The sequence below is a fragment of the Hyalangium minutum genome, assembly GCF_000737315.1.
Lineage (GTDB): Bacteria > Myxococcota > Myxococcia > Myxococcales > Myxococcaceae > Hyalangium > Hyalangium minutum.
This window is the reverse complement of sequence record NZ_JMCB01000003.1, coordinates 939,007-951,714: the sequence shown is the minus strand read 5'-3', so window position 1 is coordinate 951,714 and position 12,708 is coordinate 939,007. Positions and strand designations below refer to the sequence as shown.

12 protein-coding genes are annotated in these 12,708 nt (G+C 66.2%); 7 read left to right on the top strand and 5 right to left on the bottom strand.

Features of this window, described 5'->3' with window-relative positions; translation table 11 throughout:
* Positions 1–8: 8 nt before the first annotated feature.
* Positions 9–1,109 (bottom strand): 6-phosphofructokinase, encoded by a 1,101-nt coding sequence (locus DB31_RS10395; RefSeq protein WP_044185821.1) that lies wholly within the window; start codon positions 1,107–1,109, stop codon positions 9–11.
* Between the two features lie 166 nt (positions 1,110–1,275).
* Positions 1,276–1,752, bottom strand: coding sequence for a tetratricopeptide repeat protein (locus DB31_RS10390; RefSeq protein ID WP_044185819.1), 477 nt, complete (start codon positions 1,750–1,752; stop codon positions 1,276–1,278).
* Between the two features lie 62 nt (positions 1,753–1,814).
* Here DB31_RS10390 and DB31_RS10385 point away from each other — a divergent pair, with 62 nt between their 5' ends.
* From DB31_RS10385 to DB31_RS10375, 3 genes are read left to right on the top strand one after another with little or no spacing between them, the layout of a single operon-like run.
* Positions 1,815–2,486, top strand: coding sequence for a hypothetical protein (locus DB31_RS10385; protein WP_044185817.1), 672 nt, complete (start codon positions 1,815–1,817; stop codon positions 2,484–2,486).
* Positions 2,483–3,847 carry an AHH domain-containing protein gene (locus DB31_RS10380; protein ID WP_044185815.1) on the top strand — a complete coding sequence of 455 codons (1,365 nt, stop codon included), beginning with the start codon at positions 2,483–2,485 and terminating at the stop codon, positions 3,845–3,847. The genes DB31_RS10385 and DB31_RS10380 overlap by 4 nt, the downstream gene beginning before the upstream one ends.
* Positions 3,848–3,856: 9 nt before the next feature.
* The gene (locus tag DB31_RS10375) at positions 3,857–4,420 is read left to right on the top strand and encodes an imm11 family protein (RefSeq protein WP_044185813.1); all 564 of its coding nucleotides are present in this window, start codon (positions 3,857–3,859) and stop codon (positions 4,418–4,420) included.
* Between the two features lie 9 nt (positions 4,421–4,429).
* On the opposite strand, the gene DB31_RS10370 is transcribed toward DB31_RS10375, so the two are convergent.
* The gene (locus DB31_RS10370; RefSeq protein WP_052419850.1) at positions 4,430–5,896 is read right to left on the bottom strand and encodes a serine/threonine protein kinase; all 1,467 of its coding nucleotides are present in this window, start codon (positions 5,894–5,896) and stop codon (positions 4,430–4,432) included.
* A 313-nt stretch (positions 5,897–6,209) separates the two neighbouring features.
* Here DB31_RS10370 and eutB point away from each other — a divergent pair, with 313 nt between their 5' ends.
* The 3 genes from eutB to DB31_RS51220 all read left to right on the top strand — a co-directional run bounded on the left by eutB (position 6,210) and on the right by DB31_RS51220 (position 9,898).
* The gene (gene eutB, locus DB31_RS10365; RefSeq protein ID WP_240486618.1) at positions 6,210–8,612 is read left to right on the top strand and encodes an ethanolamine ammonia-lyase subunit EutB; all 2,403 of its coding nucleotides are present in this window, start codon (positions 6,210–6,212) and stop codon (positions 8,610–8,612) included.
* A 98-nt stretch (positions 8,613–8,710) separates the two neighbouring features.
* Complete coding sequence (locus DB31_RS10360; RefSeq protein ID WP_044185811.1) at positions 8,711–9,184, top strand: cyclic nucleotide-binding domain-containing protein; 474 nt, start codon at positions 8,711–8,713, stop codon at positions 9,182–9,184.
* Positions 9,185–9,439: 255 nt separating this feature from the next.
* The gene (locus tag DB31_RS51220; RefSeq protein WP_044185809.1) at positions 9,440–9,898 is read left to right on the top strand and encodes a hypothetical protein; all 459 of its coding nucleotides are present in this window, start codon (positions 9,440–9,442) and stop codon (positions 9,896–9,898) included.
* A 7-nt stretch (positions 9,899–9,905) separates the two neighbouring features.
* On the opposite strand, the gene DB31_RS10350 is transcribed toward DB31_RS51220, so the two are convergent.
* Entirely contained in the window at positions 9,906–10,676 is a 771-nt protein-coding gene (locus DB31_RS10350; RefSeq protein ID WP_083968107.1) for a helix-turn-helix domain-containing protein, read from the bottom strand.
* A gap of 261 nt (positions 10,677–10,937) precedes the next feature.
* A complete protein-coding gene (locus DB31_RS10345; RefSeq protein WP_044185805.1) occupies positions 10,938–11,714 on the bottom strand; it encodes a hypothetical protein in 777 nt (258 codons plus the stop codon).
* 102 nt (positions 11,715–11,816) lie between these two features.
* Between DB31_RS10345 and DB31_RS10340 the strand changes: the two genes are divergently transcribed.
* Positions 11,817–12,599 (top strand): phosphodiester glycosidase family protein, encoded by a 783-nt coding sequence (locus DB31_RS10340; RefSeq protein ID WP_157231907.1) that lies wholly within the window; start codon positions 11,817–11,819, stop codon positions 12,597–12,599.
* Positions 12,600–12,708 lie beyond the last annotated feature (109 nt).

The window sequence follows — 12,708 nt, the reverse complement described above, 5'->3', positions numbered from 1 at the left end:
GCCCCCCCTCAGTCCCCGAAGCTGATGCCCATGCTCTTGGCGAAGCGTACCTCTTCGCCGTTCGGATTGACCCGGCGCTCCTTGCGCGACTCGCTCAGCGGCACGGTGACGATCTTCCCCTGGCGCAGCGCGACCATGTGGTCCCATTCACCATCACGCACCAGATCCAGCACCTTGCAGCCGTAGAGCGTGGCCAGCACCCGGTCCGCCGCCGAGGGCGTGCCGCCGCGCTGCAGGTGGCCCAGCACGGTGACGCGGATCTCCGCCTCGATGTGGCGGGCCAGCAGGTCCGCGCACACCTTGCCCGCGCCGCCCAGCCGCACCACGCCCCGGCCGGGGATGTCCTCGGCCTGCTCGGCCACGGCCAGCGTGCCGCCGACGGGGTAGGCGCCCTCGGCGATGGCGATGATGGAGAAGCTGCGCTTGCGGCGGCCCCGGCGGCGGATCTTCTCCACGATGGGCTCGATCCGGTAGGGGATTTCCGGGATGAGGATGACGTCCGCGCCGCCGGCGATGCCGCTGTCCAGCGTGAGGAAGCCCGCGTGGCGGCCCATGATCTCCACCACCATGACGCGGTCATGGGCCTCGGCGGTGGAGTGCAGCCGGTCGATGGCCTCGGTGCAGATGCCGCGCGCGGTGTCGAAGCCGAACGTCTGGTCCGTGCCGGACAGATCGTTGTCGATGGTCTTCGGGCAGCCGACCACGCGCAGGCCCTTCTCGGAGAGCTGGTGGCCGATCGTCAGCGTGCCGTCCCCGCCGATGGCAACCAGACCGTCGAGCTTCAGCTCCTCGGCTCGGCGGAGCACTTCATCGGAGACATCCTTCACCCCCCACGTGCCATCCTCTTTTTTGAAGGCGTACTCGAAGGGGTTGGCCTTGTTGGAGGTACCGAGGATGGTGCCGCCCTTGGGGAGGATGCCGCGGGTGTCCTCCTCGGTGAGGGGGCGGGTGAGGTCGGGCTCGACCAGGCCCATGTAGCCGTTCTCGATGCCGACGAAGGTGTGGCCGAACTCGTGAACGCCCCGCTTCACCAAGCCGCGGATGAGCGCATTGAGCCCGGGGCAGTCGCCTCCACCGGTGAGGACTCCGAGTCGCAGGGGTTGGGGCATAGAAAAGCCGGACGCAGGTGTCAGGGAATGGGTCAGCGCCTATGACAGCGGCGTCGGGGCGGGATTGTAGGACCCACCCCCCAGGGGTGCAACGCACGAATCGTGCGGTGCGTCGCGGGAAGACCTGGAACTTCCTTGCTTGATAAGGAGGGAGCGGGGGTGGGCGTCACTCGCGCTTGAGACGTCGCCGGGCGGCCAGCCGATCCAACAGGGCCTGGAGGCGATGTTCACGCTCCTTGGGGAGGGCGCGATCGGTGGGGGAGTGTGTAGGCGAGGCGGTGGCCAGCCGGTACAGCTCCACGAGGCGTTCCTGGATGAGATCGTTGCCGGGGCGCTCTTGGAGGGCGCGGCGGTAGGCGGCGGCGGCACCGGCATAGTCGCCGAGGGCGAAGAGCCGCTCGCCCTCTTGGACGGGGGAGGAGGGGCCGAGTGGCAGGGGTTGCTCGCGTGGGGGTGGCTTGGACTTGGCGAGTTCCATGGGCTGGAGGGACTCGCGGAGGAGGGCGAGCTTCTGGGCGAGGGCTTCGTCCGAGGGGAACGACTGGACGAGCGTCTCGTAGAGGCTCACCGCATCGGATAGTTCTCCGCGCCGCAGGGCACGTTCTGCTCGCGCCTGCATCTCGGCCCGGGCTTCAGGGGTCATTGCGGGCGCAGGTTAACGTGCGGGGCGGACGGAGCGCACGGGGTTATCCTCGGAGCAAGCCCATGGTTCTCTCCTCCCTTTTGGCCAGCCTGCTGGTGGTGCAGGGCGCGCTCGGCTCCGAGCTGCGCAAGGACGGCTACAGCTTTCGGCCGCCGGCGGGTTTCCTGATGGTGCGGCAGGAGCCCTACGCGGGGACTCGGGCAGGGGCGGTGGCGCTGCAGCCGGGGGCGCCGCGGTTCCTGTCGGCCTCGTTGTCGGACGGGGAGGGAGCGGAGGCGGCACGGGTGCTGGTGGCGGTGGTGGAGAGGACGTTCTCGGCGAGTCCTTCGGAGCGGGACGACTTCGCGGCGGCGGTGGTGCGGCATTTCGAGAAGGAGCTGGGGCTGACGCTGGTGCCGGAGCGGGTGGAGCGGGTGGTGGGGCCGGAGCCCCGGGTGGAAGTGCTGGGGACGTTGAAGGAGGCAGGGCAGGTGAGGACAGTGCTGGTGGCGGGGCTGGCCTCCGAGGGAAGGCATGCGGTGGTGACGGTGAGTGCGCCCGCGGCGCGGTGGGAGGAACTGGCGCCCGAGGTTCGGGCCTCGCTGGAGACGTTCCGCATGGAGGCGCCGACGCATGGGGGCCTGTCACGGCGGGCTGCGGGAGCCCTGGCGGGGGCACTGGCCGGGGCGCTGGTGGCTTCCTATACGGCGTGGCGTCGGCGGAGACGTGACCTCATCAGAAGGGATGGCTCATGACTCTAAGACGGATGCTGTGGCAAGTCGGCGCGCTGCTCCTGGCGGTGGTTGTCGGGTGTGCTGGCACTCCTCGGATCGTCCGTACAGGGGATACCGGCCATGGAAGAGCCACCGTCCACGTTCCTCGTGCCGCTGACGTGCAGCCTGTCCTGGTGGAGGAAGAGGAGTTCCAGGAAGCCGTGAGGCAACTGGCGCGGGAGGTGCGGTGGACAGGGACGCCACGCCAGATGGTGGAGACGATGTTCCAGATGTCCCCTCAGAGTGGCAACTATCTCTACCTGCCCCGAGATAAAAAGCTGGTGCCGATAGGGCCTGGCGAGCCCCTGGAAGGGCCGCTGACAAAGGAGGACTTAGACACGGCGGAACGTTACCGGCAGTGGTGCCAACGGGTGCACCGGTTCTACGGCGATTGCCTCGGAGGCGCGCTGGTGGGAGGGCGTTACCTGGATCTGCACGGGCGATACATCTGGGCACTGGCTCTGAGCAAGAGTCCCGTACTGGATGAACTGCAGAAGGCGCTGGGGGAGATGGTGGAGTTCCGGGCGCTCATGAGCGCGGCTCTCTGGACGATTGGGTCCATGCTGCTGATCCTGGCACTCAACCCTGTGGCCCCTGCGTTGGTCGCGGTGATGGGCGTGGGGATGGTTTTGTATGTGGGGTATGACACGCTCCGTAACCTCGTGTCTGGCTGGCTCCAGTTGATGGAGGACGTGCAGGCAGCGGTCACCTTCGAGCAGATTCGCGACGCGGGCGAGCGTTTCGGCAAGGTCATCGGACGCGAATCCGCACGCGCATTTGCCATGCTGTTGATGGCAGCGATTGGCCGGACGGCACAGGAGTTCGCAGCCAAGGTGCCGACGTTGCCTGGCTCCGCGCAAGTGGCGATGCAGGCCGAAGGCCAGGCGGGTATCCCGCTGCCTGCACTGGCGGCAGTGGAAGAGATAGCGCTGAGTGCCGAGGGTGTCAGCATTCGGCTGCCCGCCAACGCGGTGGCCATGGCGGCGCGGGCTCGGGGCGGCACCGGCCCGTGCATTGAACTGCATCACATCGCCACGATTTGTAACGAGAAATCCACTGCGCGCGGAGGGCAGTGGACCCCCAGGTTCAGGAAGCTCTTCGCAAAAGCCGGGATGACGCTGGACGATCCAGCAAACAAGCTTCCTCTGGAAGGACACTACGGACCGCATCCGGAGGAATACCATCGGAGGATCTTCCAAGAGTTGGACGACGCGACGAAAGGGTGCCGCACCGTCGAGCAGTGCCGCGCCGCGCTGCTCAGTGTTCTCAAGGACTTGGCTCAGGAGATCGCCACACCTGGTACGGAGCTCAATCAACTCGTTACCCGGAACTCACCCCTGTAGAGGGTACGCATGGCACCACGCTTCTTTGCCCTCTACGACACTGTCGAGTTCCCGCATCGCTGGCAACTGGATGATCCCGTCGACAGCGAAGGGCGCGAGATGGACGACTGGCTCTTTAAGAGTGGTACCCCTGTAAGCGGTGTAGGGCCTTTCCACATTTCCATCGACCAGGCGGGCAGACCGCTCGACTTCTCTGAGACCCATCTGGGAGTCCCCATTGTGCATGTCAGGGTGGCATCTCTCTTCACGGAACTGGCCGCCCATGACGTGCAGTTCATTCCCGCAGGCATTGAGGGGTATTCCGATCAGTATTTGATCCTTGTCGCCACGCGTCGTATCGCCTGCATTGATGAGAAAGCCTCACGGATTCGGCTCTGGACTCATGAGGACGGAGTGCCTCACAAGGTAGGTCAATACAAGTCCGTGCGCAGTCTCCGTGTAGACCCCTCGAAGGTGGGGGGGGCTCGGGTGTTTCGTTTGGCGGGTTGGGAGGGAGTCCTCGTTGTTTCTGAGGAACTCAAGGGCGCATTGGAAGGTATCGGGGCTACAGGCACGAGATTCGAGGAGGTTTAGCGGCATCGGTCATGGCGGATCCGAGGTGGGCTGGCGAGGGCCGTTGAAGTTGGGGGCGTAGCAGCCCCCGTCGTAGTCGTACCCGAGGTTGCCACAGGGTGGTTTTCGAGCGCCGATGGGCCCTAACCAACATCCACCGTTGATGGCCCTTTCCAGGATGGGGTCACACGGAGGCTTGCGTTGGCCTGGGAAGGGTTGCTTCGGCATGGGCAGCCCAAGGGCCAAAATGGGGGCTGGGTCGCGAGGAAAAGGCTGGGCCGAGGCGAGGGCCGTATCTCCCACACCAGCATCAGGCGTTTCGACTGGAGGCACAGGTGATTCTTGGGCAATGGGCGTGGGAGGATCTGTTCTTTCCGGTAGGCCCTGTCGCAGCGCCACAATTCCGAGTGCTGCTGCGGCTCCCATCGTGGCAGCGCCTGCCCAGGACAGCCAGGAAGGCAGGGTGCCGCAGGCTGGGGACTCAGGCTGTACCGGCAGCTGAGCGGATGTAGAAGGCTGGGAGGGGGCAGAACTGGAGGGCTCTTCGCTGCTGGAGGTTCTCCTCTCCAATGGGACGGCGGCCACCTTCGGAAGAATGCGCTGCTCGATCTCAATCTCAGCGGAAGGCTGTTGGCTGCCGCTCTCCAGTTTCGCTGCGACCTTGGTGGCAGTCCCACGCTGCTCGCGGTCCTCGGAGAGCAAACGCAAGATGATGGACTCCAACTCAGGGGTGACGGTGGCGAACTGGCTCGGGCGCAGCCTCTTTCGAGCCTCGTTGTCTCCTGTCTCGGTGACCGGTGGCAGATAGGTGCCTGTCACGAGGCGGTATGCCGTCACTCCCAAGGAGTACAGGTCATCGGAGGTGCGCGCGTGCCAGCGCGCCTCGTCATCCTTGCGAAAGCGCCAGATGAAGCGCATCAGCTCAGGAGGGCGGTAGGGGGTAGTGCCCGGAGGAGCGCAGGTGTCCGTCAGAGGGCGTGCACCCGGGAACCAACCCGAGCCGAAGTCCAGCAGCACAGCGCGGCCTGCGGCAGTGACGCGGATATTGTCCCCCTTCACGTCCCGATGAACGGCGCCCGTGGCGTGAACGGCTTCGAGGCCGCGCGTCACTTGGGCGAGCACTTGGAAGACCTCGCGGTGAGTGCGCGGGGCTTCACGGAACCAGTCGTAGAGGGTGAAGCCTTCGATCCACTCCATGGCGATGTACGGGTAACGGTGGCCCTTGGGGGAGGTCCAGATTCCGAAGTCCTCGAAGCGCGGTAGCGCGGGGTGGGTCGCGCGCTGCAGCAACTTGGCCTCCCGCTCGAAGCGCTCGTCCCAGGGCTGCTTGGCCATCTTCACGGCGAACGGACCCGCCTCGGGGTGGCCGGCGCGCTGGGCACGGAACACCACGCCAAAAGAGCCGGAGTCAAAGCGATCGAGGATGAGCCAAGGTCCCACGGTCGAGCCGCAAAGCGAGGCAAAGGGGTCGAGTTCTTCGTCGGTGGGCAGAGACACGGCGTATCTCCAGGCAGGTAGGCAGCGCCGGACCCTACTTCACAGGTAGCAATGAACGGTAGCCTCCTGTGTCACAGCGCGAACCACTCGTCAGGGATTCCCCGTAGGCGGTGTGTTCCGACACGCCGCCTCCCTGCCCGAACGTCCACTGGGTTTCACGTCACCCAGCTCTCTGCGGTCCCTCGGTTTGCGTCGATGTCAGGCGCGGCGCGAGAATTTGCGGAATCCCTGGCGGCGTCCGAACCGAGCGGGCGCTCGCACCTCAGCAGCAGCGCGTGTCGACCCCTGACTCGGACCTCCCGGAGATGACGTGATGAAGACGTACTACCCGCAGCGCCGCGCCCACGGGGTGCGAGCGCGGACCTCCCATCCTGGTGCGCTTCTCTCCTCGCAGCCCGTGATGATGCGGCGCCGCTCCTTCCTCTCGGCGGCGCTGCTCGGCGCGACGGCGCTCTCCGTGGGCTGCGGAGAGGACAAGAAGCCCACCCCCGTCGAGCCTCCCGCCGGCGTCTACGTCCCCGAGGTCAAGCCCGGCGAGGACCTCTTCGCTTACATGGACCGCGCCCGCGGTGGCTTCGATCAGACCTTCTACAAGCAGCTCATCGGCGCGGCCAACGAGTACAAAGAGGGCGACGAGGCTGCGGGGATCTCCGCCTCCGACGAGGCCTCCCGCGCCAACGCCAGGACTCTGCTCTCCAACACCCGCATTGGAGATCTGCGCTCGCATGTCCTCTTCGATGACGGCCTCTACCAGCTCATCGAGCAGGGCGTAGACGCCACGAAGGCCGCCCAGGTGGCGGGGTGGACCCTGGGCGAGCTCAAGACGTACCTGCTCGACAAGAGCGAGGACGAGATCAAAGCCGTCATGGGCGGGCTGAGCAGCGACATCATCGGCTGCATCGTCAAGCTGATGAGCAACGAGCAGCTCATCGCTGTGGGCAGCAAGATCTTCAACCCGCTGCCCGGCAGCAACGTGGGCGCCAAGGGCTACATGGGCGCACGCATCCAGCCCAACTCGCCCACCGACAACACGGAGGACATCCGCTGGCAGGTGCTCGACGGCTGGGCCTACGGCGTGGGTGACGTGGTGCTCGGCAACAACCCCGTCTCCAGTGACGTCAACTCGGTGATGGCCATCGAGCTGACCCTCCAGGATCTGCTCGAGGCGTTCAACCTGGCGGATGTGCTGCCCCACTGCGTGCTGGCCCACATCGACATCCAGGCCGAGGTGGAGACGCTCCAGCCAGGGTCCACCGCGCTCTGGTTCCAGAGCCTGGGAGGCACCGAGGGCGCCAACAAGACGTTCGACGTGACGATCCCCAAGATGATCGATCACGCCGCGAAGCGCACCGGCAAGTACGGCCTCTACTTCGAGACGGGGCAGGGCGCCGACGGCACCAATGGCCATGGCAATGGCTTCGACATGGTGGTGCACGAGTCTCGCAAGTACGGCTTCGCCCGCGTGCTCAAGCAGAAGGTGGCCACCGCCCAGCTCGGCGCGGGCCGTGCGGCCCAGCCCTGGGTGCACCTCAACGACGTGGCGGGCTTCATCGGCCCCGAGGTGTTCCGCTCCAAGACACAGTTGGTGCGCTGCTGCCTCGAGGACATCGTCATGGGCAAGCTCCACGGGATGATGATCGGCCTGGACGTCTGCTCCACGCTGCACATGGAGGTATCCCTGGACGATCTGGACTGGTGCTTGGACCAGATCATGCCGGCCAATCCCGGCTACCTCATGGGACTGCCGACGAAGAACGATCCCATGCTCAGCTACCTCACCACCGCCTTCCAGGACCACGTCCGCATCCGCGAGAAGTTCGGCTACAAGGTGGATGATCGCATGTGGGCCTTCTTCCAGGGCCTGGGCGTCATCGATGCGCAGGGGAAGCCGGGGCCGCACTTCGGCGATCCCTCCTGGGTCTACCTCCAGTACCGCCGCCGCAAGGGCGATGCGCGCTCGGACGCGGAGATCCTCGATGAGGCCCGTGCCCAGCTCACCGCAGTGCGCAAGCGCGGCGTCTTCATCGCCGAGGGCCACGGCACCCAGCCTTGGGATTTGAACCCAGACCTCGATCGCGAGGTCCGCTTCCTCTACAAGGACGCCAAGGAGAGCATCTTCGCCGAGCTGCCCGCTACCTTCGCGGTGGCCCTCTCCCAGGCCGTCCCCGTCCAGACCCAGTCCAAGGATCGCACCGACTACATCCTCCACCCGCCCTCGGGAGAGGTGCTCTCCGATGTGGCCACCGAGAAGCTGCGCACCCTGCGCACCAGCCAGAGCGGCCGGTACGACGTGCAGATCGTCATCTCCGACGGCCTCAACGCCTGGTCACTCACGGACGAGGGGCACCTGGCTCCCTACCTGGAGCGGGTGCGCGCGGAGCTGGAGACTGCGGGCTACAAGGTCGCCCCTGAGCACATCCTCGTCACCGCGGGCCGCGTGCGCGCGGGCTACCGGATCGGCGAGTTCCTCTATGGCTCGCTGCCGGATCGCTCCTCGCGTCGCACCATTCTCCATGTCATCGGCGAGAGGCCCGGCTCGGGGCATCACGCTTACTCCGTCTACATCACCGCGCCGACCGTGGAGACGTGGGCGCAGGCGGGCGTCGTGGACCACAACATCACCCGGGTGATCTCCGGGATCGCGGACACGGCGCTGCAGCCCACGGCGGCGGCCACGGAGACGTTGAACATCCTCCGGCAGATGGCGCCGCGCTGAGTCCCGCCGGGAAGAGAGGGCCGGAGGCCCATCCAGGGTTGCCCGGCCCTCTCGTTTGCCTCTAGCGTCTGTCTCCACGACGCATGCCGGGAGGGCACGTGGGACAGCAGCGTGATGACAACGAGCGCACGGAACTGGCGGTCAATCCGCTCTACATGATGGAGGGGATGGATGCCTTGAAGGCGTCCTCCCTGTTCGGCCAGCTCAGCGGGACCGAGATCAAGAAGCTGTTCCAGACCGCCGAACGGCGGCCCTTCCAGGATGGAGAGCAGCTCCTCGGCGAGGGAGATCTCCTCGATGCCTTCTGGGTGGTCGTCACCGGCCGCGTGGAGATCACCAAGGGCGGGAGCAGCAGCGAGCAGGGCCCGTCCACCTTCTTCGGCGATCGCGCGCTCGTGGCCACGGCTCCGGCGAGGATGACCTGCCGCGCGGTCTCCGATGGCGAGGCCCTGCGCTTCACGCGGGCCCACCTCGTGAAGCTCTCCCGCGAGCAGCCCAACCTGGGCGTGAAGATGCTCTGGGCGCTGCTGGAGAATGCCTACCGGAGCCAGGACGCCGACGCAGAGGACTGAGCCCTCGTCTCACAGGGCAGTCTCGTTGTGCAGTCTCAGACGGAGCCCTTTCATCCGGCGCGCGACACCTCTGTCCGCGCCAACAGAGGAGTCTCCGTCTCAGCCAGCAATCCCTCCGCCGTGATCGGCCAGTCCTCCGCTGGATCGGAGGAAAGCGCGGGGGGGCCCTGCGGTGCAGTCGCGGTGGAGCCGGGGCAGGTCTATTCAGACAGTGTTTCTTCACGTCCCGGGAGACCGGGAGGAGACCCGCCGACCATGATGACCGCCAACGCCATGCCCATGAACATGCCGAACCAGAACATGCCGATGATGAACGGCATGATGCCGATGATGGGCATGAACCCCATGATGAACGGCATGATGCCCATGAACATGATGGGCATGATGCCCCAGATGATGGGCGGCATGATGCCCCAGATGATGGGCGGCATGATGCCTCAGATGATGGGCGGCATGATGCCCCAGATGATGGGCATGGGCATGGGCATGCCGATGATGATGCCCATGATGATGCGTCAGATGATGCCGATGATGTGCCGGATGACGTGCGAGATGGGCAAGGACGGCATGATGATGAAGATGATGCCCATGGAGGGTCAGGACATGGCGATGATGAAGGAGTGCTGCGACGCCATGAACTCCATGATGGCGATGGGCGCGCCGATGATGATGATGTGCAACGGCATGCCCATGATGATGGGCATGGCCAAGTAGCACCGGCTCAGCCGACCTCTTCGGCGTACGTCATCACCAGGTACATGGTGACGTCCTCGGGCCCCACGTTGCGGTAGACGTGGGGCTTGTCCGCCTCGAAGAGGATGGCGTCCCCCGCGGCCAGAAGGTGGCGCTCCGGGCCCACCTCCATCTCCAAGGTGCCGCGGGTGACCATCAGGTTCTCCAGCGTGCCGGGTGGGTGCGCATCCGCCCGCTCCTCGCTGTGGGCCTTCAGCAGCAGCTCGTAGAACTCCACCCGCCGAGGCTCGTCGAACGGGAACAGCGCCCGCGACGCGAAGCGCCCATCGTGCGAGGTGAGCCGCTTGGCCTGTGAGGCCCGCATCAGCCGCGTGCCCGCGCCACCCGTGGTGCTGATGAGCGCCGAGAACGGCAGATCCAGCGCCCGGGCGATCTTCCACAGCACGTTGATGGTCGGCGCGCTCTGGCCCAACTCAATCTGGCCCAGCATGGCCCGGCTCACGCCCGAGGCCTTCGACAGCCGCTCGAGCGACAGCCCTCGCTGCACCCGCAGCCTCCGCAGGTTCCGGCCGACAATGGGCGCCAGATCCTGATCGGCATCCGGGTGGGCCACCTCGTACGTCCAGGTCTCTTCTCCGTTGGGAGAAGCGGCAGCGGGGGCTCGATCGTCGGGTGGCTTGGCTGCCGGTGGGGGAGGGGGCTCGGGAGACACGTCCGCAGCCTCGAGGGCGGGCTCCGCCTCCTTGCGGCGGGAAGGCCCCTTGCTCTTGCGTCCGGTGTTCTCCCTGACGGACTTCATGCGGGCCAAACCATTACCCACACCCAGACCGGCAGCCAAGGCCGAATTGGGGCGGGCCGGGCCATCTGACACTGCTCGGCCTCACGCTTCTTGCGGAAGTCCTGCAGGTCGATGACAGCGGCGCTCATGGGGGCATCCTCTTCGTTATCGGACATGCGTCCGTGAAAACGGATATTCTATATATCCGTTATAGCGGACACGCTGTCAAGGCGATCGGACCGGTGCGGTACCGCGCTTCTTGCCTGGAGAGCAGGCTGGGAATCAGCCGAAGGACGAGCTGAATCCCCCCGAGCCCTGGCCCGCCAGCGGCTTGTAGGGGAAGTACAGGTTGCGCACGAAGCGGGTGAACAGGTGCTCCTCGTTCCAGCGCTGGCGCGCCAGGCCGTACACGCCGGGCGCGCGCAGATCATGGGCGGTGACTTGGGGCACGAATTCTCGCTCGCTGTAGAGCGCGAACACCTCGTCCACCCTGGCGCGCTGGCGGTAGGTGCGCAGCAGGGTCCGGTAGACGAGCTCGTTCTCCTCGTGGGTGAAGGCCAGGCCCTGGATGGCGTGCGCCACCTCGTGAAAGACGAGGTGCGGCTCCGAGCCGAGCTTGTCCTGGCGCAGCGCGATGCGTGCTCGCTCCCAGTCCGGGTGATCCCAGAACAGCCCCGCCGCCAGCGGCGACACCGAGCGCGGGTAGCCGTACTTCGCCATGGGCTGGCCTGGAGGGATGAGGTCGATTGTCACCGGCCTCGAGGCCTCCATGCGCCCGATGAGCTGGAGGTTGCCCGACAGTTGCCGGACGATGTCTGCCTCCACGCGCTGGATGTGCTCGGCGGAGGCGCCGTGGGGCATGAGCGTGACCTGGGCCTTCAGGTACGCGCGGGCCCGGGCCGCTCCATCCGCGGGAGGCTTGCCGCCCCGGGACTCGAAGACATCTCCGCCCGCCAGCAGCGTGAAAGCGGAGAGTGGAAGCCGTCGTCCGTGCTCCTCCGCCAGCGGCGTGATCTCCGGAGTCGAGCCATCCACCGTTTCATAGTTTGGGAGGGACATCTCTGAGTCTCCGTCGTGTGAGCAAAAGTCTGCCTCAACGAAAACGCTAAGCAAAGACGAGTCAAGGACGGCACGGGGAGGAGGGCTCTATGCTTCCTCCTCATGTTTTTCCCCCGAGGGGTATTGATCGCGGCGCTGCTGGGCGGAACGCTCGGAGGGGCTGCTCCTCCCGAGTCGGCCGGAAAGGAGCGGGCTTCCTCTCCGGTCGAGGTGAGGACGGTGCGCTTCGAGGGCGCGAGCTTCCAGGTGGTGACCGTCGACCTGCGCCGCGCGTCGCTGCGGTTGCTGCGGCAGGACGACGACGGCCAGCCGCTGAGGACCTTCGAGGCCCTGGAGTCCTGGCTCACAGGGAAGGGTGAGCGGCTGCTGGCCGCCACGAACGCGGGCATCTTCGAGCCGGGAGAGGTGCCCACGGGCCTCTTCATCCAGGACGGGAAGGAACTGGCGCCGCTCAACCTCCGTGAGGGCCGCGGCAACTTCTATTGGAAGCCGAACGGGGTCTTCCTGATGGGGGCGGAGGGGGCTCGGGTCGTCGAGGCCTCCCGTTACGGCACCCAGGCTTCCGTGCGGCAGGCAACGCAGTCCGGTCCGTTGTTGCTCTCGGAGGGGAAGGTGCATCCCGGGTTCAACACGTCCAAGGGGCTGGCCACCCGGAGCGGCGTGGGCGTGGACGCGGGGAATGCTCAGCGGGTGCACCTCGTCCTCTCCAGCGAGCCGGTGCGGTTGGAGACGTTCGCGGAGCTGTTCCGGACCCAGCTGGGGTGCAAGGACGCGCTCTATCTGGATGGCAACGTGTCGCGCTTGTACCCGGCTGCGCTCCAGGGCGGGAACATGGACACGGGGGGCACGTTCAGCGGGTTCCTCGCCGTCACCGAGAAGAAGTGACGCAACAGGTTGGCGAACTCGTGATCAGTCTCGCGACCCAGCAGGTTGTCCGGAGGGGCCGAGCGGTTTCCGAGGCCATTTCCCACGCCCCCGAGAGGGTCGCGCCTCC